At 73.1% G+C, this 20,387-nt stretch carries 16 protein-coding genes; 14 read left to right on the top strand and 2 right to left on the bottom strand.

Going from position 1 to position 20,387, the window contains the following annotated elements:
* Window positions 1-136: 136 nt before the first annotated feature.
* Window positions 137-961, top strand: a complete 825-nt coding sequence (locus ABZ836_RS15900; protein ID WP_356137587.1) for an oxidoreductase — start codon at window positions 137-139, stop codon at window positions 959-961.
* Window positions 962-1,377: 416 nt separating this feature from the next.
* Here the strand turns inward: ABZ836_RS15900 and ABZ836_RS15895 are convergent, their stop codons facing one another.
* Entirely contained in the window at window positions 1,378-2,208 is an 831-nt protein-coding gene (locus ABZ836_RS15895; protein ID WP_356137585.1) for an HAD family hydrolase, read from the bottom strand.
* A gap of 564 nt (window positions 2,209-2,772) precedes the next feature.
* Here ABZ836_RS15895 and ssd point away from each other — a divergent pair.
* From ssd to ABZ836_RS15860, 7 genes are all read left to right on the top strand, one after another.
* Complete coding sequence (gene ssd, locus ABZ836_RS15890) at window positions 2,773-3,876, top strand: septum site-determining protein Ssd (protein ID WP_356137583.1); 1,104 nt, start codon at window positions 2,773-2,775, stop codon at window positions 3,874-3,876.
* Window positions 3,873-5,138, top strand: coding sequence for a TadA family conjugal transfer-associated ATPase (locus ABZ836_RS15885; protein WP_356137581.1), 1,266 nt, complete (start codon window positions 3,873-3,875; stop codon window positions 5,136-5,138). Before ssd ends, ABZ836_RS15885 begins: the two co-directional genes overlap by 4 nt.
* A gap of 77 nt (window positions 5,139-5,215) precedes the next feature.
* Window positions 5,216-6,058: a type II secretion system F family protein gene (locus ABZ836_RS15880; RefSeq protein WP_356137579.1), complete on the top strand. Its 843-nt coding sequence runs from the start codon at window positions 5,216-5,218 to the stop codon at window positions 6,056-6,058.
* Window positions 6,055-6,849 (top strand): type II secretion system F family protein, encoded by a 795-nt coding sequence (locus ABZ836_RS15875; protein ID WP_361142505.1) that lies wholly within the window; start codon window positions 6,055-6,057, stop codon window positions 6,847-6,849. Before ABZ836_RS15880 ends, ABZ836_RS15875 begins: the two co-directional genes overlap by 4 nt.
* A 77-nt stretch (window positions 6,850-6,926) precedes the next feature.
* Window positions 6,927-7,145: a DUF4244 domain-containing protein gene (locus ABZ836_RS15870; RefSeq protein ID WP_356137575.1), complete on the top strand. Its 219-nt coding sequence runs from the start codon at window positions 6,927-6,929 to the stop codon at window positions 7,143-7,145.
* On the top strand, window positions 7,132-7,515 hold the full coding sequence (locus ABZ836_RS15865) for a TadE family type IV pilus minor pilin (RefSeq protein WP_356137573.1): 384 nt from the start codon (window positions 7,132-7,134) through the stop codon (window positions 7,513-7,515). The genes ABZ836_RS15870 and ABZ836_RS15865 overlap by 14 nt, the downstream gene beginning before the upstream one ends.
* Window positions 7,512-8,093: an Rv3654c family TadE-like protein gene (locus ABZ836_RS15860; RefSeq protein WP_361142501.1), complete on the top strand. Its 582-nt coding sequence runs from the start codon at window positions 7,512-7,514 to the stop codon at window positions 8,091-8,093. The genes ABZ836_RS15865 and ABZ836_RS15860 overlap by 4 nt, the downstream gene beginning before the upstream one ends.
* A 292-nt stretch (window positions 8,094-8,385) precedes the next feature.
* On the opposite strand, the gene ABZ836_RS15855 is transcribed toward ABZ836_RS15860, so the two are convergent.
* Complete coding sequence (locus ABZ836_RS15855) at window positions 8,386-10,872, bottom strand: DEAD/DEAH box helicase (RefSeq protein WP_361142498.1); 2,487 nt, start codon at window positions 10,870-10,872, stop codon at window positions 8,386-8,388.
* A 79-nt stretch (window positions 10,873-10,951) separates the two neighbouring features.
* Here ABZ836_RS15855 and bldG point away from each other — a divergent pair, with 79 nt between their 5' ends.
* The 6 genes from bldG to topA all read left to right on the top strand — a co-directional run bounded on the left by bldG (window position 10,952) and on the right by topA (window position 20,253).
* Window positions 10,952-11,293: an anti-sigma factor antagonist BldG gene (bldG, locus tag ABZ836_RS15850; RefSeq protein WP_003975386.1), complete on the top strand. Its 342-nt coding sequence runs from the start codon at window positions 10,952-10,954 to the stop codon at window positions 11,291-11,293.
* 105 nt (window positions 11,294-11,398) lie between these two features.
* Window positions 11,399-11,824 (top strand): ATP-binding protein, encoded by a 426-nt coding sequence (locus tag ABZ836_RS15845; RefSeq protein WP_356137567.1) that lies wholly within the window; start codon window positions 11,399-11,401, stop codon window positions 11,822-11,824.
* Window positions 11,825-11,941: 117 nt separating this feature from the next.
* Window positions 11,942-14,317 carry a sodium-translocating pyrophosphatase gene (locus ABZ836_RS15840; protein WP_361142494.1) on the top strand — a complete coding sequence of 792 codons (2,376 nt, stop codon included), beginning with the start codon at window positions 11,942-11,944 and terminating at the stop codon, window positions 14,315-14,317.
* 191 nt (window positions 14,318-14,508) lie between these two features.
* A complete protein-coding gene (locus ABZ836_RS15835; RefSeq protein WP_361142491.1) occupies window positions 14,509-15,078 on the top strand; it encodes a small secreted protein in 570 nt (189 codons plus the stop codon).
* A gap of 321 nt (window positions 15,079-15,399) precedes the next feature.
* Window positions 15,400-16,908, top strand: a complete 1,509-nt coding sequence (locus tag ABZ836_RS15830) for a class I SAM-dependent methyltransferase (RefSeq protein WP_361142664.1) — start codon at window positions 15,400-15,402, stop codon at window positions 16,906-16,908.
* Window positions 16,909-17,361: 453 nt separating this feature from the next.
* Window positions 17,362-20,253, top strand: a complete 2,892-nt coding sequence (gene topA / locus ABZ836_RS15825) for a type I DNA topoisomerase (protein WP_361142488.1) — start codon at window positions 17,362-17,364, stop codon at window positions 20,251-20,253.
* Window positions 20,254-20,387: the final 134 nt, after the last annotated feature.

Raw genomic sequence — 20,387 nt, 5'->3', positions numbered from 1 at the left:
CCACTCCATCGTGGGGTTTCCGCCGGAACCCGCCCCGTAGGGCGAAAGGTCAAGTCCCGTCCGTCTCCGTCACTTGCCCCGGTGGACCCCGGGCCGGGCAGGGTGGGGCGGCGTGAGGGCGCGTAATGTCGTACTCATGAGTACGACTGGCGCGTCCGCCGACCCGCTCGCGGCCCTGGGTTCGCTTCCCGGCGTGGCCGACTCCGTGGAGTCCGTCCGCACGTACGTCGACCGGGTCTACGGCCACCGCATCATGCGCCGCCGCAGCAACGAGATCACCTCCGAAGCGGCTCTGCGCGGATCGCGCGGGTCCGCCGCGCTCGCCGGGGCCGACTGGGCCCTGGAGGAGGTCAGGCGCAGGACCGACTTCAGCGGTGACGACGACGCCCGGGTGGTGGGCGCCGCCCTGCGGCTCACCGCCGAGGCGGGCCAACTGCTCTCCATCTGGCGGCAGTCGCCGCTGCGGGTCCTGGCCCGTCTGCACTTGGTGGCCGCCGCCGGGCAGGGCGACGACGTCGGGCGTCCCCGGCTGGGCGGGGAGACGGTCGACGAGCCGTTGATCGAACTGCCGTTGCCCGACGCCGACGAGATGGCCGGGCGGCTGGACGGGCTCTCGCGGCTGATCATCGACGGCGGCTCCGCGCCCGCACTGGTCAAGGCCGCCGTCGTGCACGGCGAGATCCTCGCGCTCCGCCCCTTCCGCTCCCACAACGGCCTGGTGGCCCGGGCGGCGGAGCGGATCGTGCTGGTGGGCAGTGGTCTCGACCCGAAGTCGATCTGCCCCGCGGAGGTGGGGCACGCCGAGCTCGGACGGGCGGCCTACCGCGCGGCGCTGGACGGCTACGTGTCGGCGACCCCCGAGGGGATGGCGACCTGGATCGCCCACTGCGGCAAGGCGGTCGAACTGGGAGCGCGTGAATCCACCGCGGTCTGCGAGGCGCTGCAGCGAGGCGCCGCCTGACGGGCGGAAGCGGCCGACAGTACCGGGGAAAGGGTTGCGGCGGCACGAGTCATCGTGCCGCCGCTCGCATGTCCGGCCGGGTTACCAAGCGTCCTCGTAAGCTGCCCATCAGGCCGGGAACTTTGTCCCGTGGCCTGGTGCGGCTGGCCCGTAATCGACGGGTCGACGTCGCGTGGGTGCCCGGTGTTTCATGCTCCGGTCCGTGGGGCCATTGCGTTGCGAAGGTCATCCCGTCGGATGTCCTTGGTCTCGCGGGCCGTTAAGTCCTTTGTACTCCTGTTCCGTCGCTTATGTGAACCCCTGGCCCGAACTGCTGGGCATCCGGTGCGCGTGCTCGCCGCGACGGCCGTGTCCGGAGCCCTCCGACCAGCGGCCATCAGGTCGCGGGGGCACCGCGGATCTCACGGGCTACGGAGTCAGACCGTGGCCGACCGCCGGCGGCTGGCGTACCAGACCAGGGCCGCGGCCGCGGCCGCTCCCACCGTCGCCGCCGCGACCAGTACCGGGCGGGACGGCGTGGTGAAGGTGGGCAGCCGCTGCTTCAGCCGCACCGGGCGGTGGAAGTCGAGGATCGGCCAGTCCCGGGCCAGGGCCTCCCGGCGCAGCGTCCGGTCCGGGTTGACGGCGTGCGGGTGCCCCACCGTCTCGAGCATGGGCAGGTCGGTGGCGGAGTCGCTGTACGCGTAGCAGCGGCCGAGGTCGTATCCCTCGGACTCCGCGAGCTCCCGGATCGCCTGGGCCTTGGTGGGGCCGTACGCGTAGTACTCGACCTCGCCGGTGAAGCGGCCGTCCTCGCCGACCACCATCCGGGTGGCCACCACCCGGTCCGCGCCCAGCATCTCCCCGATCGGCTCCACCATCACCGAGCCGGACGTGGAGACGATCACCACGTCACGCCCGGCCATGTGGTGCTCCTCGATCAGGGAGGCGGCCTCGTCGTAGATGATCGGGTCGATGAGGTCGTGCAGGGTCTCGGCGATGATGTCCCGGACCTGCTGGACGTCCCATCCACGGCACATGGCGGAGAGGTACCTCCGCATGCGTTCCATCTGCTCGTGGTCGGCGCCGCCGGCGAGGAAGACGAACTGGGTGTACGCCGTGCGCAGAGCGGCACGGCGGTTGATCAGTCCACCTTGGTAGAAGGACCTGCCGAAGGTGAGCGTGCTCGACTTCGCAATGACCGTCTTGTCCAGGTCGAAGAAGGCCGCTGTGCGGGGCAAGGAGTGGTTTTCCACAAGGGCGAGCATAGGGGGCAGCCATTCGGCGTAAGGTGTGGCGCGTGGGTTTGCCTGAGAAGCCTCTCGGGTACACCATGGAAGTCACGGATCGTTCGCGACCGTGCTAACCCGGTCCGGCTCCTCCCCCCCGAGTCGGATCGTGGATGACGACCCCCGCTCTCCCCCCCGGCGGGGGTCGTCGCATGTCCGGACGGGTTTTTCGCCCTCCGGACGAGGCGGCCGGGCTCCCCTTCGCGGGGTGCCCGGCCGCCTTTTGCCTGTCCGCTCGGCGTTACGGTGAGTAACCGAAGCAGTGCTCTGGGGATTCTCCCGCACGCGCTTGCGGGATGACGAGGGGGCAGCTCCCGACGCGTTCGCTCGTGGGGGTGATGGCGATATTCACAATCGCCGGGTTGTCCCCCGATTTAAGGCAAGATCCACTTCTTTTTCAGGACTGCCGCACGGTGATTCCGACGCGTCCGGATCACGGCCCGCTGCCCACGCATCGCCGCCCGGTGCCGGTCGCGTCGCTCACTTCCGACACCGCACGGCCCGGTGGGACACGACCTTCCGGGCGGGCAGGAGGCAGCAGTCATGACCGGTTCCACCCCCGGGGCACCGGCCCCCGGCGCCCGCCGCGGGGCGGGCGCACCGCTCATCCTCACCGAGGACCCCTTGCTCCTCGACGATCTCCTGCGGCTGTGCGCCGCGGCCGGGGCGACCCCGGAGGTGCATCCCGGGCCACCCGGCAGACGGTCCGTCTGGGAAGCGGCACCGCTCGTCCTGATCGGCGACGACGCGGCACGGCGGGTGCGCGGGGCACCCCGTAGACCCGGAGTGGTCCTGGTCGGACGGGACCAGGACGATCCTCAGGTGTGGCGGCGTGCCGTCGAGATCGGGGCGGACCACGTGCTGGTCCTGCCCGACGGCGAGCAGTGGCTCACCGACCGGATCGCCGACGTGGTGGAGGGCGTCGGCCGGCCCGCGCTGACGGTCGGCGTCATCGGCGGGCGAGGCGGTGCCGGGGCCTCCACACTGGCCTGCGCGCTCGCCGTCACCTCGGCCCGCGGCGGGGTACGCACCCTGCTGGTCGACGCCGATCCGCTGGGCGGCGGGCTGGACGTGCTGCTCGGCGGTGAGGCGGCCGAGGGCCTGCGCTGGCCCGCCTTCGCCTCCTCCCGGGGTCGGTTGGGCGGTGGGGCACTGGAGGAGTCCTTGCCCAGCCTGCACTCCCTGAGAGTGTTGAGCTGGGACCGCGGTGACTGCGTGACCGTCCCCCCGGACGCCGTCCGGGCGGTGCTGGCGGCGGCCCGCAGGGGCGGTGGGGCGGTCGTCGTGGACCTGCCGCGACGGGTCGACGAGGGAGTGGCCGAGATCCTCGCCCAGCTCGATCTGGGCGTCCTGGTGGTGCCCGCCGAGATCCGGGCGGTGGCCGCGGCCGGACGGGTGGCGTCGATGGCCGGCATGGTGCTGAGGGACCTCCGGGTCGCCGTCCGCGGCCCTCACGCTCCCGGCCTCGACGCGCCGGAGGTGGCCCGCCTGCTCGGACTGCCGCTGCTCGGGGAGGTGCCGGTCGATCCGGCGCTGCGACCACCCGCGGCGGGGGCGCTGCCTCCCGGCGCGGCCCCCCGCGCCCCGCTGTCCCGGTTCTGCCGGCAGTTCTGGGCCCGCGCGGCGGCATCGGCGGACGGCCGATGAGCGCCGGGCGGACGGACGCCGGGCCGGTGGGCACCGTCCAGGACGAGGCCGCCCCGCCCGCGGTGGAGCTCCTCGACGGGGTGCGCCGCTGGCTGGCCGAGAGCGGCGCCGAGCCCACCCCGGCGCGGGTGGCCCAAGCCCTGCGGGAGCGGGGCGGACGGGTTCTCGGAGACGCCGAGGTGCTGGGAGCGGCGGTACGGCTGCGGTCCGAACTGGTGGGCAGTGGCCCGCTGGAACCACTGCTCAAGGATCCTGAGGTGACGGACGTTCTGGTCTCCGCGCCGGACCGGGTGTGGGTCGACCGGGGATCGGGGCTGGAGCTGACCGGTGTGGTCTTCCCGGACGCCGCCGCGGTACGGCGCCTGGCCCAACGCCTGGCCTCCGTCACGGGACGCCGCCTCGACGACGCCCGCCCCTGGGTGGACGCGCGGCTGCCGGACGGCACACGACTGCACGCCGTCCTCCCGCCGGTCGCGGTCGGCTGCGCCTGCCTCTCGTTGCGGGTCGTCCGGCCCAGGGCCTTCACCCTCGACGAACTGACCCGGGCCGGCATGCTTCCGCCCAGCGGTGAGGGCGTGCTGCGGGCCCTGGTCGACGCCCGGCTGTCCTTCCTCGTCAGCGGAGGCACCGGTACGGGCAAGACCACGCTTCTCAGCGCCCTGCTGGGCCTGACCGGGCCGGCCGAACGCATCGTGCTGGCCGAGGACTCGGCGGAGCTCCGGCCGGACCACCCCCATGTCGTGCGGCTGGAGAGCAGACCGGCCAACCAGGAGGGTGCCGGCCTGGTCACGCTCGAGGACCTGGTGCGCCAGGCCCTGCGCATGCGCCCCGACCGGCTGGTGGTGGGGGAGGTGCGCGGGGCGGAGGTGGTGCACCTGCTGGCCGCGCTGAACACCGGCCACAGCGGCTGCGGCACGGTCCACGCCAACGCCGCCGCGGACGTTCCGGCCCGACTGGAGGCTTTGGGGACGGCGGCCGGGCTGGACCGGGCCGCGCTGCACAGCCAGTTGGCCGCCGCGCTGTCGGTGGTGATCCACCTTGTGCGCGAGCGCGGTGGGCGCCGGCGCGTCGCCGAGGTGCGGGTGCTCGAACGTGACGCCGACGGGCTGGTGCGGACGGTTCCCGCCCTGCGCTGGAGCGAGCAGGCCTTCGTCCCCGAACGCGGATGGGCGCGGCTCGTCGAGCTGCTGGACGGCGGCGAGCCTGGCGGTGCCGAGGCCGCCCGCCCGACGGCCCGGAGCACGGCGGGGGTGACGTGGTGAGCCCTGTTCCCGGCACGGCCCTCGCGGAGGGCGGGTGGGCCGTCGCCGCGGCCCTCTGTGCGGCGGGAGCCTGGTGGGTGTCGCGACCCCGGTCGGTGGCTCGGCGGGCCCGAGCGGTGGTCGGCAGGGGTGGCGGTGGCGCGGGGCACGGTTCTGCCGGTGGGGCGGCGTGGCTCAGGGAGGCGGTGCGCGGCGAGGGGGCTCGCAGGCTCCTGGCCGGGGAGAGGCGACCTGGAGCCGAGTGGTGGGTCCTGGCCGCCGGGGGAGCCGTGGCAGTGCTCGGAGTGTCACCTCTGCCCCTGGCAGCGGGCCTGGCCGCCGTGCCCCTGGTACGGCGGGCCCGGCGGGCCGCCGGCAGGCGGCGGGAACGGGACCTGCGGGCGGAGGCGGTGATCGCCCTGTGCGGCGCGCTGGCCGGCGAGGTACGGGCGGGACGGCAACCCGGTGAGGCGCTTCCCGTGGCGGTCCGCGCGGACGGGACCGGGGTGCTCGCCGGGGCGCTCGCCCCGGCGGTCGCGGCGGCGCGGTTCGGCGGAGACGTCGCGGGGGCGCTCGGCGGAGCCTCCCGCTCACCCGGGGCGGAAGGGCTGCGCGGACTGGCGGCCTGCTGGCAGGTGGCGGTGGACCGGGGCGCGGGCCTGGCCGACGGGCTGGAACGGCTCGACGCGGCGCTCCGCGCGGAACGGGACCGGCGCGCCGACCTGCGGTCCCAACTGGCCGGTGCCCGGGCCACCACCGTGATGCTCGCCGGGCTCCCGGCACTGGGGCTGCTTCTGGGGACGGCGCTGGGGGCCGACCCGCTGCGGGTCCTGCTGCACACGGGGCCCGGGCTGGCGTGCCTGGCGGTGGGTGGGCTGCTGGAGGCAGCGGGCGTCCGGTGGGCGCTGTGGATCGTGCGCGGCGCGGAGGAGGGGGCATGACCTGGCCGGGCGCCGTGACGGTGCTGGGAGCGACGGCGGGGCTGTGCTGGGCGGCGGGGCACGGACTGGAGTACCGCCGTGCCCGGAGGACGCGTCGACGGGCGTCGTCACTGCTGCAGCGACCCGCGTCCGCGCCGGGGGTGGTGCCGGGGCCGGTCCGGTCCTGGCCGGGGGCCGGGGAGACAGCGCGGCGCCGGGCCGCGGTCCTGGGCGCGGTCGCGGTGGGCTGGCTGCTCGTCGGAGGACTACCGGGCCTGGCGGTGGGCGTGGTGACCGGGCTCTGCCTGCGGCAGCGGCTCGGACGGTGGGCGGCCCGCGAGGCCGGCGCGGACCGGACGGCCCACCGGGCTGCGGCACAGCTTCCGCTCGCCGCCGACCTGCTGGCCGCCTGTGTGGAGGCCGGCGCCGACCCCGTGGTCGCCGCACGGGCGGTGGGCGAGGCCCTCGGAGGGCCGCTGGGCCGCCGCCTGGAGCAGGGCGCGGCGGAGGTCCGGCTCGGAGGCGAACCGGCGGCCGCCTGGCAGCGACTGGCCGCGGTACCGGGCGCGGCGCCGCTCGCCCGGCTCATCGAACGGGCGGGAGAGTCCGGTCTGCCGGCGGCCGCTCCTGCCGGGCGGCTGGCCGCCGAGGCCAGGGCGGCAGGTGACCGCGCCGCCACGGGGCGGGCCCGGAAGGCGGGGGTGCTGATCACCGGGCCGGTCGGCCTGTGCTTCCTGCCCGCCTTCATCACCGTCGGGGTGCTCCCGGTGGTGATCGGCCTGGCCGACGGCGCCCTCGGCGCAGGCCCGTGAACGACTCCGCCGCGACGGTGCGGCGGTCAGTGAGGAACCGACCAACAGAACGACACCTGGAGGACGAAATGCGGAACATGACACGACGGGCGCGCCGGCTGCGGAACCGGCTCCTGTACCTGGTCTGCCGGGTAGAGGCGGGCCGCGGGGACGCGGGCATGGTCACCTCGGAGTACGCGATGGGCATCGTCGCGGCGGTGGCCTTCGCAGCGGTGCTCTACAAGGTGGTGACCAGCGGCCAGGTCAACACGGAACTGCAGCAGCTGGTGAAGAAGGCGCTCGATGGAGGGCCCTGAGGCGGCGCGGCGGCCGGTGCGGGACCGGCAGAGCGGGATGGTGACCGCGGAGACCGCGGTGACCCTGCCGGTGCTGGTCCTCTTCGGGATGGCGCTGGTGTGGGCCCTGCTGGCGACCGCCGCGCAGATCCAGTGTGTGGACGCGGCCCGGGCGGGCGCCCGGGCCGCGGCCCGTCAGGACCCCGAGGAGGCGGTGTTGGCCGTGGTCCGGCGCGCGGCTCCGGACGGCGCGCGGGTGACGGTCGCCCGGAGCGGTGGCCTGGTGCGGGTGGGCGTGGTGGCCCGCCCGCCGGGCGCCGGGGCCCTGCCGTTCGAGGTGCGGCACGAGGCGGTCGCCCTCGCCGAGGAGACCGTCGGAGCGGGGCCATGATGTGCCGCGACGACCGGGGGTCGGCCACGGTCTGGGCGGGCGGGGCGATCTGCGCGCTCTGCGTGGTCTTCGCGGCGGTCCTCGCCATGAGCGAGGTGGTGCTGGTGCGGCACCGGGCCGCCGCGGGGGCCGACCTGGCGGCACTCGCCGCGGCGGGGCACTGGCCGGACGGGCCGGCGGCCGCGTGCCTCCAGGCCGACCGGGTGGCCGAGGCCCAGCGGGTTCGGCTGGTCCGGTGCGGGATCACCGGCGAGGTGGCCGACGTGGTCGTGGCCGCCGGTCACGGCCCCTTCGCAGCCACCTCCCGCGCCAGAGCGGGCCCACCGGCCCCGTCACCTCCTCCACCGCCCCGGGGGACGCCGCCCCGGCTTCCGCGGGTCCCTTGGGGCACGTCGGCCCCCTCGGGCACGTCGGCCCCCTCGCATCTGCCGGCCCCCGCGGGTCTGCGGCGCTCCTCGGATCCGCCAGTTCCTTCGGATCCGGCTGTCCCGGCCCTCCCGGCTCCGCAGGCCCCGCGATCGTGGGGCCTGCGGGCCCTGGGCTCGGCAAGCCGCCTGTCGGCTCCCGCGCTGCCGTGAGGGTGCCGTTAACGCAGGGCCACCCTGCGCCGCCCGACCGCCCGACCGCCCGACCGCCCGACCGCCCGACCGCCCGGCCGCCCGCCCGACTGCCCGACTGCCCGACCGCCCGCAGCAGTGGGCGGGTGCGCGGCTGGGCGACTGCGTGCGGGCTCACGCGGGGCGGGTGCCCGCCGACAGCCCTCGGTACGGATCCTCAGCCGGGCAAAGGGCGCGGGCCGGGGCGAGCACGGGCCCGGCCGCCGCCGCGGCGAGACAAGGCGAGGGGGCGCACGGCACAGCCCCGGCGCCGCTACCTCGCCTCGCCGCCGGGCGACCCTCCCGGCGCTTTCGCCGGAGCCCCCCGCAGCAGCTCGGTCAGCAGCCGTACCGCCCCCCGCTTGTGCAGCGGCTCGTTGCCGTTGCCGCACTTCGGGGACTGGATGCACGACGGACACCCCGCCTCGCACTCGCAGGACGCGATCGCCTCCCGGGTCGCCCGCAGCCACTCCCGCGCGGTGTGGAACGCCCGCTCCGCGAACCCCGCGCCACCCGGATGACCGTCGTACACGAAGACCGTGGGAAGCAGCGTGTCCGGATGCAGAGGAACGGAGACCCCGCCGATGTCCCAGCGGTCGCAGGTGGCGAAGAGCGGCAGCATGCCGATGGAGGCGTGCTCGGCGGCGTGCAGGGCGCCGCCCAGGATCTCCGGGGAGATGCGTGCGGCATCGAGCTGGTCCTCCGTGACGGTCCACCAGACGGCACGGGTGCGCAGCGTCCGCGGAGGCAGATCCAGCTTGGTCTCGCCCAGCACCTCTCCGGTGATCAGCCGTCGTCGCAGATAGGACACCACCTGGTTGGTCACCTCGACCGACCCGAAGCAGAGCCTCCCCTCGCCCCAGGGGATCTCCGTGTCGGTGGACAGGACGGCGATGGCGGTGGTGTCCCGGGCGACGGTCGTGTACGGCGGGTCGGCGCGCTCGACGAGGGCGACGGACGTCTCCAGGTCGAGTTCCCGGACCAGGTAGGTGAGCCCTTGGTGCAGGTGCACCGCGCCCTCGTGGACCGATGTGTGGGCCGCCCCGGCGTCGACGGTGCCGAGCAGCCGCCCCGTGCCGGCCTCGACGACCTGCACGGGCCGGCCGCCCTCACCGCGGATGTCCGCCAGGTCGGCCGCCCGCTCCCTGCGGGTCCAGTGCCAGGCCCGGGCGCGGCGGCGCAGCAGTCGCGCGGCCTCCAGTTGCGGCATGAGGTCCGCGGTCGCCGGGCCGAAGAGCTCGAGGTCCTCGTCGGTCAGCGGGAGCTCCGCGGCGGCGGCGCACAGGTGGGGTGCCAGCACGTACGGGTTGTCCGGGTCCAGCACGGTCGACTCCACCGGACGGTCGAACAGCGCCTCCGGGTGATGCACCAGGAAGGTGTCCAGGGGGTCGTCACGAGCCACCAGTACCGCGAGGGCGCCCTGCCCGGTGCGCCCGGCACGCCCCGCCTGCTGCCAGAGGGAGGCGCGGGTGCCGGGGTAGCCGCAGATCAGGACGGCGTCGAGGCCGGAGACGTCGACCCCGAGCTCCAGGGCGGTGGTCGCGGCGAGCCCCAGCAGCTCCCCGGAGTGGAGCGCGCGTTCCAGCGCGCGCCGTTCCTCGGGCAGATAGCCACCCCGGTACGCCGCGACACGCCCGGCCAGTGAACGATCTTTTTCGGCCAGTCGCTCCTGGGTGATGACCGAGATCAGCTCCGCCCCGCGCCTCGATCGGACGAACGCCACGGTCCGCACGCCCTGCTGGGTGAGCGAGGTGAGGAGATCGGCCGTCTCCGCGGTGGCCGTGCGGCGTACCGGCGCGCCCTTCTCGCCCTGGAGTTCGGTCAGCGGAGGCTCCCAGAGCGCGAACAGCAGCTCGCCGCGGGGGGAGGCGTCGTCGGCCACCTCGATCACCGGCAGGCCGGTGAGCCGCCGTGCGGCCTGGGCTGGCTCCGCGGCCGTGGCGGAGGCCAGCAGGAACACGGGGGAGGAGCCGTACCGGGCGCAGAGCCGGCGCAGGCGGCGCAGCACCTGGGCGACGTGCGACCCGAAGACGCCCCGGTAGGTGTGGCACTCGTCGATCACCACGTACCGCAGCGCCCGCAGGAAGGAGGACCAGCGGGGATGGGACGGCAGGATCCCGCGGTGCAGCATGTCCGGATTGGTCAGCACGTAGTTCGCGTACTGCCGGACCCACTCCCGCTCCTCGACCGGTGTGTCGCCGTCGTACACGGCCGGGCGCACCTTGGTCCCGAGCGGTTCGGCCAGTTCCCGCACGGCGCGGTGCTGGTCGGCGGCGAGTGCCTTGGTGGGCGCCAGGTAGAGGGCGGTCGCGCCGCGGCCGTTGGGCGCCTCGGCGCCGTCCAGCAGGGCGGAGAGGGCGGGCACCAGGTACGCCAGCGACTTGCCGGAAGCGGTACCGGTGGCGACCACGACCGACTCGCCGTCCAGGGCGTGCTCGGCGACCCGTGCCTGGTGGGCCCATGGGTGCTCGATGCCGTGTTCGCGGACCGCTGAAAGAACTTCTTCCCGGATCTCGTGCGGCCAGACGGCATGCCGACCCGCACGAGGGGGCAGGTGCTCCGTATGAGTGATGCGCGCAGCGCGATCCGGACCCCCGGCGAGCCGGTCCAGAATCGTGCCCGGCGAGGGGCGGGAAGCAGTGTCCGTCCGGGTTCGACCGGATCGGTGATTCTCAGCCATCGGCACCGAGTGTGTCACCGGCTGGAAGGACAATGGACCCAAGGCGTCGTGCGCGCCTGCCGGTAAGTGATTGAATGCCATCGCGGCTGGCGAACAGTCCCGGGGATTCCGCCAGGTGTCCCGAGGGGCGACCGCTCGATAGCAAGGTGCTGGAGGATCCGTGGACCTGTCCCTGTCGACCCGTACCGTCGGCGATCGCACGGTCGTCGAGGTCGGTGGTGAAATCGACGTATATACCGCGCCCAAGCTGCGCGAGCAGCTGGTCGAGCTGGTGAACGACGGGAGCTTCCACCTCGTCGTCGACATGGAGGGCGTGGACTTCCTCGACTCCACCGGGCTCGGCGTACTGGTCGGCGGCCTGAAGCGGGTGCGCGCCCATGAGGGCTCGCTCCGCCTGGTGTGCAACCAGGAGCGCATTCTGAAGATTTTCCGGATCACCGGCCTGACCAAGGTCTTCCCGATCCACACGTCGGTCGAGGAAGCGGTAGCGGCCACCGACTGACACGTGCCGCCCCGGGTCCAGGCCCGGGGCGGACGACCATCGGGAGGGCGGGTCGGTGTTCCGGCATGCCCTCCGGGAGCAGGACCGTAGTTCGGAGGGGGATGCATGGCCACCGTTGAACTCCTCATCAGCCCGCTGCCGGCGCATGTCCGGACGGCCCGGCTGGTGGCGGCCGCGGTGGCGCGCCGAGCCGGTGTGGACGAGGCGGTTCTCGACGAGGTCCGCCTGGCCGTCGGCGAGGCGTGCTCCCGTGCCGTGGGTCTGCACCGCGGCAGCGGGCTCGGCACGCCGGTGCGGATCGCGCTGACCGACGAGGAGAAGCTGTTCTCCATCGAGGTGGCCGACGACGCTCCCCGTACGACCTCCGTGGACGCCGTCTCCGGCCTGTCGCCGGCGGTGCTCGACGCGGCGGAGACCGAGGAGGACCAGATGGGCCTCGCCGTGATCTCCGGCCTGGTCGACGACCTCGAGGTCAGTGCCGGTTCCGAAGGCGGTCTGATCAGGATGACCTGGCCCACCGCTCGCGCCTGATCACTCTCTTCGCTTCCGCTTTTCCCCGGGCGGCCACTCCGGTCCCGTCCGATTCATCCCTGATGTGCGCCTCCGTCGCGTTCGTGTGACGCTGCTCTGAAGAGCGGAGGAGGACGCATGGCGGGGCTTTCCCTCGTTTCCGCGGCCGACGGGCACGTCGGCCAGGTCGAGCTCGCCGCGGTGCTGACCGACGGCAACCGGGTGATCGTCGCGGTGATCGCCGTGGTGGCCCTGCTGGCTCTGGCGGTGGCCGGGGTGCTGGTGCGCCAGGTGCTCGTGGCCGGTGAGGGAACCGAGAGCATGAGGCGGATCGCCGCGGCCGTGCAGGAGGGCGCCAAGGCGTATCTGACCCGGCAGTTGCGCACCCTCGCGGTCTTCGCCGTCGCCGTCTTCCTCCTGCTCCTCCTGCTGCCCGCGGACGACTGGGGGCAGCGCATCGGCCGGTCGGTGTTCTTCCTGATCGGCGCGGCCTTCTCGGCGGCCACCGGGTACATCGGCATGTGGCTGGCCGTGCGCACCAACGTGCGGGTGGCGGCCGCCGCCCGGGACGCCGTGGACGAGAAGAGCACGGCCGCGGCGACCCGCGCGGCCATGCGCATCGCCTTCCGCACGGGGGGTGTGGTGGGCATGTTCACCGTGGGGCTGGGGCTGCTGGGCGCCGCGTGCGTGGTGCTGGTGTACGCGGCAGACGCCCCGAAGGTGCTGGAGGGCTTCGGTCTCGGCGCCGCGCTGATCGCCATGTTCATGCGCGTCGGCGGCGGCATCTTCACCAAGGCCGCCGACGTCGGCGCCGACCTGGTCGGCAAGGTGGAGCAGGGCATCCCCGAGGACGATCCGCGGAACGCGGCGACCATCGCCGACAACGTCGGGGACAACGTGGGTGACTGCGCGGGCATGGCGGCCGACCTCTTCGAGTCGTACGCGGTGACCCTGGTGGCCGCGCTGATCCTCGGCAAGGCGGCGTTCGGCGACGCCGGACTCGCCTTTCCGCTGATGGTCCCGGCGATCGGGGTGCTGACCGCGATGATCGGCATCTTCACGGTGGCCCCGCGCCGCACCGACCGTAGTGGCATGAGCGCCATCAACCGGGGCTTCTTCGTCTCGGCGGTGGTCTCGCTGGTCCTCGTCGCGATCGCCGTCTTCGTCTACCTGCCCTCCTCCTACGCCGAACTGGACGGGGTGACCGACCAGGCCGTCAGCGGCAGGTCCGGCGATCCGCGGGTGCTGGCCCTGGTGGCCGTGGCCATCGGCATCGTGCTGGCCGCGCTGATCCAGCAGCTCACCGGCTACTTCACGGAGACCGGCCGCCGGCCCGTGCGCGACATCGGCCGTACCTCCCTGACCGGACCGGCCACCGTGATCCTGGCCGGGGTGGCGATCGGCCTGGAGTCCGCCGTCTACACCGCCCTGCTGATCGCGCTCGGCGTGTACGGGGCCTTCCTGCTGGGCGGCGCCTCGGTGATGCTCGCCCTGTTCGCGGTCGCCCTCGCCGGCACCGGCCTGCTCACCACGGTCGGCGTGATCGTCGCCATGGACACCTTCGGTCCGGTCTCCGACAACGCGCAGGGCATCGCGGAGATGTCCGGTGACGTGGAGGGCCCCGGTGCCCAGGTGCTGACCGATCTCGACGCGGTGGGCAACACCACCAAGGCGATCACCAAGGGCATCGCCATCGCCACCGCGGTGCTGGCCGCGGCGGCTCTCTTCGGGTCCTACCGCGACGCCGTGGTCACCGGCGCGCGCGAGGTGGGCGAGAAGCTCTCAGGACCCGACGCCCCCCTCACGCTGATCACGGACATCACCCAGCCCAACAACCTGGTCGGACTGATCGTGGGCGCCGCGGTCGTCTTCCTCTTCTCCGGCCTCGCGGTCAACGCGGTCTCCCGGTCGGCCGGGGCGGTGGTCCACGAGGTGCGGCGGCAGTTCCGGGAGCGGCCCGGGATCATGGACCGGACCGAGAAGCCGGAGTACGGACGGGTCGTCGACATCTGCACCCGGGACGCCCTGCGCGAACTCGCCACGCCAGGCCTGCTGGCCGTGACCGCCCCGGTCGCCGTCGGGTTCACTCTCGGGGTCGGTGCGCTCGCGGCGTTCCTGGCCGGGGCGATCGGCGCGGGCACCCTGATGGCGGTGTTCCTGGCCAATTCCGGCGGCGCCTGGGACAACGCCAAGAAGCTGGTGGAGGACGGCAACTTCGGAGGTAAGGGAAGCCAGGCCCACGAGGCCACCGTCATCGGCGACACGGTGGGGGACCCTTTCAAGGACACCGCCGGCCCGGCCATCAACCCGCTGCTCAAGGTGATGAACCTGGTGGCTCTGCTGATCGCGCCGGCGGTGATCCAGCTCGGTTACGGCTCCGGCGCCAACACCGGGCTGCGGGCGGCGATCGCCGTGTCGGCGCTGGCGGTGGTCGTGGCCGCGGTGTGGGTGTCCCGGCGGCGCGGCATCGCGATGGGCGACACGCAGGACGCCGTTGCGGGTCCCGTGCCCTGACGGCCTGTCGTTCTCCCTTCCAACGAGCACTTGTGCCCGTCCTGTGCAGGAGCTTGCCCGAATGTGGTCGTGAATCTTCTCTCGCTGATGCAAAAGGAGTCAATATGCCATAAATCGGATGGTCGCACTCCGTCTGGCCCGGGCTCGGCGTGTATGTTCCGGGGCCGAGAGCGACGGAAGGGACCGACCCGGTGAAGAAGAAGCTCGCGACCGTCCTGGTCGGCGGTGCGGCACTGATGCTGACGCTGTCCGGTTGCGGTGACGACAACAGCGAAGAACTCGACGCCTGGGCCAAGAAGGTCTGTGACGGTGTGCAGCCTCAGGCCAAGAAGATCCAGGCGGCCAACGCCTCCATCCAGGAGGAGAGTTCCGACAAGGCGCCGCCGAAGGACGTCAAGGAGACCGACTCCAAGGCCTTCCAGGACATGTCCGACGCCTACCGGCAGATCGGCCGCGTGATCGACCGGGCCGGGCCGCCCGCTGTGGAGAACGGTGAGAAGAAGCAGAAGGACGCGGTGAAGGAGCTCAACTCCATCGCCGACTCCTACGCCGGCCTGAAGAACCAGGTCGACAAGCTGAAGACGGACGACCAGGCGGAGTTCGCCGACGGACTCAAGGAGATCGGCACCGAACTCCAGAAGCTCAGCGGCAGCGGAAGCGACGCGCTGAAGCGCCTGGAGGAGGGCGAGGTCGGCGAGGCCATGCGCGGCCAGGCGAGCTGCAAGGCCGACGGAGGCACCGGGGCGAGCCCGGACGCCTGACGCTCGGCCCTGGGGAGCTCGCTCCCGGACGGCCCTGTGCCACGGGGAGTTCTGCGTCCGCCAGGTCAGGAGCGGGGGCGCGGAGCAGGAGTTCACCCAGGAGGCTGACGTCCCGTCGAGCGTGCGTGGGCTTGTCCACAGACCGGGCCCGGTGGCGGCCGCCGCCGTCCACAGGCGGCGTGCCGGTTCGGCACAAGCGGTGACAATGGGACGGTGAGCAACGTCAGCCAGTCACCCCAGCCCGACACGCATTCCTCGGACACCCGGCGACCGGGCACCGGGCCTTCGGACGCCAGGTCCTCGGACGCCAGGCCTTCGGCTCTGTCCGGCCTGCCGGCCGCCGACCGTCCGGACTCCGCGGCACGCCTGCGCGAAGCCCTGCTAGCGGCGGACTTCACCGCCGACGGACTGCTCGACCTGCTCGGCGCCCCGGCCTACGCGGCGCTGGCGCGGGCCGAGACCGTCCCGGCGCTGCGCGCCACGCGCGGCGAGACGGCACTGGAGATACTGGTCCGCCTGTTCCTCCTCCAGCAGCCGGTGACCCGTGAGCGGGTGGCCGGGGTGCTGCCGCTGGAGGACGCCCTGGACGCCGGATGGCTGCGAGCGACCGCTGGGGACGAGATCGCCGCCACCGTCGACATCCGGCCCTACGGAGGGTCGGACGGCGAGGACTGGTTCATCGTCTCGGACCTGGGGTGCGCGGTCGGCGGCGCCGGTGGCATCGGCAGCAAGGACGAGGGCGTGGTGCTCGGTGTCGGCGGCGCCTCGACCACCCTGGCCGGCATCACGGTCCGAACCCCGGTGGCCTCCGCCCTGGACCTCGGCACGGGCTCGGGAATCCAGGCACTGCACGCGACGGGGCACGCCACCCGGGTGACCGCCACCGACCTGAACCCCCGCGCCCTCCACGTGACCGCGCTGACCCTGGCGCTGTCCGGTGCCCCCGCGGCCGACCTGCGGGAAGGCTCGCTGTTCGAGCCGCTTCCGGAGAACGACACGTACGACCTGATCGTCTCGAACCCGCCCTTCGTGATCTCCCCGGGAGCCAGGCTCACCTACCGGGACGGCGGGATGCGCGGCGACGACCTGTGCCGCACGCTGGTCCAGCAGTCCGGGGCCCGGCTGAACGAGGGCGGCTTCGCCCAGTTCCTCGCCAACTGGGAGCACGTGGACGGCGAGGACTGGCAGGCCCGGCTGTCCTCCTGGGTGCCGTGGGGCTGCGACGCCTGGATCGTCCAGCGCGAGGTCCAGGACATCACCCAGTACGCCGAGCTCTGGCTGCGCGACGCCGGGGACCACCAGGGCGACCCGGCCGAGTACCAGTCCCGGTACGACGCCTGGCTGGACGAGTTCGAGGCGCGGGACGTCAGGTCGGTCGGATTCGGCTGGATCACGCTCCGTCGGAGCGCGGCGGCCGAGAGCGAGCCCTCGATCACCATCGAGGAATGGCCGCACCCCGTCGAGCAGCCGCTCGGCGACACGGTCCGCGCCCACTTCGAGCGGGTGGACTACCTCCGTGCCACCGACGACGCCGGCCTGCTCGGGGCCCACTTCAGGCTGGCCGGTGAGGTGGTCCAGGAACAGGTCGGCCTGCCCGGCGCCGAGGACCCGGAGCACGTCGTGCTGCGGCAGAACAGGGGCATGCGCCGGGCCACCAGGGTGGACACCGTCGGGGCCGGGTTCGCGGGAGTGTGTGACGGATCGCTCAGTGCGGGCCGGATCCTGGACGCCATCGCCCAGCTCATGGGTGAGGACCCGGTGATGCTGCGCGACCGCACCCCGGCGCAGATCAGGCTGCTGATCGAGCAGGGCTTCCTGGAACCGGCCTGAGGTGCCGAGCCGCCTGGACGGGTCGAGCCGGCCTGAGGCGCCGAGCCGCCTGAGCGGGCCCGATCCGTTCACAGGAGTCCGACCCGTCCGAGCGGGCCGAGCCCCTGAGCGGGCCTGGTCCGGCGACCTGCCGGGCCTGATCCGGAGTCCTGCCGGGCCTGGGCGGGGCGCGCCGATTGAAAGCGTGGCCGCACGGGGACGCCGGATGGCGACGTCGTCCCAGGCCGGAAGGCCGGACGGGCCCGCGCGCCCGGCGGTTCCCGGGTCGGCTCGGGAGTCCGGGCGGCAGGAATGGCGGTAGTCGGGTTACCGTTCGAGTGGCCGTTGCGGGCTTTTCCCGTTTGACACGGGGGCGGCATGTACCGTCACACTCCGCAGCGTCACCAGACCCGAACCCTGGGTGTCGGAGCACTCAGGGGAAGACCCCGCGTCGACCGGAGAGAAGAGCAGAAGTTGTCCCCGACCAGCGAGACCGCACAGGGCGGCCGCCGACTCGTCATCGTCGAGTCGCCTGCCAAGGCGAAGACGATCAAGGGCTACCTCGGCCCTGGCTACATCGTCGAGGCGAGCGTCGGGCACATCCGCGACCTTCCCAACGGCGCCGCGGAGGTGCCCGAGAAGTACACCGGTGAGGTACGGCGTCTCGGCGTGGACGTCGAACACGACTTCCAGCCCGTGTACGTCGTGAACGCCGACAAGAAGGCGCAGGTCAAGAAGCTGAAGGACCTCCTGCGGGAGTCCGACGAGCTCTTCCTCGCGACCGATGAGGACCGCGAGGGCGAGGCCATCGCCTGGCACCTGCAGGAGGTGCTCAAGCCCAAGGTTCCCGTCAAGCGGATGGTCTTCCACGAGATCACCAAGGACGCGATCCAGCAGGCCGTGCGCAACCCGCGCGAGCTGAACAAGAAGCTGGTCGACGCCCAGGAGACCCGGCGCATCCTGGACCGTCTCTACGGCTACGAGGTCTCCCCCGTGCTGTGGAAGAAGGTCATGCCGCGCCTGTCGGCCGGGCGTGTCCAGTCCGTGGCGACGCGTCTGGTGGTCGAGCGGGAGCGCGAGCGCATCGCGTTCCGTTCCGCCGAGTACTGGGACCTCACCGGCACCTTCACGTCCGCCACCGGCGCCGCCGGATCCGGCGACCCGTCCGACCCGTCCTCCCTGACGGCCCGTCTCGCCTCGGTCGACGGCGTCCGGGTCGCGCAGGGCCGTGACTTCGACTCCCTGGGCCAGGCCCGGACGGCCAACGTCCTCCACCTCGACGAGACCGGCGCCCGCGCCCTGGCCGCCGCGCTGGAGAGCACGCGGTTCGAGGTCCGCTCGGTCGAGTCCAAGCCCTACCGCCGCTCCCCGTACGCGCCCTTCCGGACGACGACGCTGCAGCAGGAGGCCAGCCGCAAGCTGGGCTTCGGCGCCAAGGCGACGATGCAGATCGCGCAGAAGCTGTACGAGAACGGCTTCATCACCTACATGCGTACGGACTCCACGACCCTGTCGGAGACCGCGGTCGCCGCGGCCCGGGCCCAGGTGACGCAGCTGTACGGCGCCCAGTACCTGCCGGACAAGCCCCGGACGTACGCCGGCAAGGTCAAGAACGCGCAGGAGGCGCACGAGGCGATCCGCCCCTCCGGCGACCGTTTCCGCACCCCCGCCGAGACTGGCCTCACGGGCGACCAGTTCCGGCTCTACGAGCTGATCTGGAAGCGCACGGTCGCCTCCCAGATGAAGGACGCGACCGGCAACTCGGTCACCGTCCGGATCGGCGGCACCGCTTCGGACGGCCGGGACGCCGAGTTCAGCGCCTCCGGCAAGACGATCACCTTCCACGGCTTCATGAAGGCCTACGTGGAGGGCGCCGACGACCCGAACGCCGAGCTCGACGACCGTGAGCGCCGGCTGCCGCAGGTCTCCGAGGGCGACCCGCTGACCGCCGAGGAGATCACCGCCGACGGCCACTCCACCAAGCCGCCCGCCCGCTACACCGAGGCGTCGCTGGTCAAGGAGCTGGAAGAGCGTGAGATCGGCCGTCCGTCGACCTACGCGTCGATCATCGGCACCATCCTCGACCGCGGCTACGTCTTCAAGAAGGGCACGGCCCTGGTGCCGTCCTTCCTCTCCTTCGCCGTGGTCAACCTGCTGGAGAAGCACTTCGGCCGCCTGGTCGACTACGACTTCACCGCCCGCATGGAGGACGACCTCGACCGCATCGCCCGCGGCGAGGCGGAGTCGGTGCCGTGGCTCCGGCGCTTCTACTTCGGCGAGGCCGGCGGCGGGACGGCCGGGAGCGGCGCCGCCGACGCCGGAAACGGCGACGGCGACCACCTCGGCGGTCTGAAGGAACTGGTCACCGATCTCGGCGCCATCGACGCCCGTGAGGTGTCCTCGTTCCCGGTCGGCAACGACATCGTGCTCCGGGTCGGCCGCTACGGGCCCTACGTGGAGCGCGGGGAGAAGGACGCCGAGAACCACCAGCGTGCCGACGTCCCCGAGGACCTGGCGCCGGACGAGCTGAGCGTCGAGCTCGCCGAGGAACTGCTCGCCCAGCCGAGCGGTGACCGCGAGCTGGGCCAGGACCCGGAGACCGGCCGCCCCATCGTCGCCAAGGCCGGCCGCTACGGCCCCTACGTCACCGAGGTGCTGCCCGAGGGCACGCCGAAGACCGGCAAGAACGCGGTCAAGCCGCGGACGGCCTCGCTGTTCAAGTCGATGTCCTTGGACACCGTCACGCTCGAGGACGCCCTCCGGCTGATGTCGCTGCCCCGCGTGGTCGGCACGGACGCCGAGGGTGTGGAGATCACCGCGCAGAACGGCCGCTACGGTCCGTACCTGAAGAAGGGCACGGACTCGCGGTCGCTCCAGTCGGAGGACCAGCTCTTCACCATCACCCTGGACGAGGCGCTGGCCGTCTACGCCCAGCCCAAGCAGCGCGGGCGGGCCGCGGCCAAGCCCCCGCTGAAGGAACTCGGCGAGGACCCGGTCAGCGGCAAGCCCGCAGTGATCAAGGACGGCCGCTTCGGTCCCTACGTCACCGACGGCGAGACCAACGCCACCCTGCGCTCCGGCGACAGCGTCGAGACGATCACCCCCGAGCGCGGCTTCGAGCTCCTCGCCGAGAAGCGGGCCAAGGGCCCCGCCAAGAAGACGGCGAAGAAGACCGCCAACAAGACCACGGCGAAGAAGACGGCCACCAAGACGGCCGCCAAGTCGACGACCGCGAAGAAGACGGCGGCCAAGAAGACCACCACTTCGGCGGCCAAGAAGACGGCGGCGAAGAAGACCACGGCCAGGAAGACCACCGCTTCCGCCGCGGCCAGGAAGACGGCGGCCGAACCGCCCGCCGAGGACTGACCGGCGCGGTACCGGGAATCGAGGGAACTGGGCGGAGGGCGCAGGACCGTTCGCCCGACACCGTGATCGAACCCGGAACCGACCGACCATGCCGGCCCGGGGCCCGGCCCGAACGTGTGCGCAGCTCCGCACGC

It is taken from the genome of Streptomyces sp. NPDC047130, from assembly GCF_040643475.1.
GTDB lineage: Bacteria > Actinomycetota > Actinomycetes > Streptomycetales > Streptomycetaceae > Streptomyces.
This window is presented reverse-complemented; position numbering and strand designations above follow the sequence as displayed.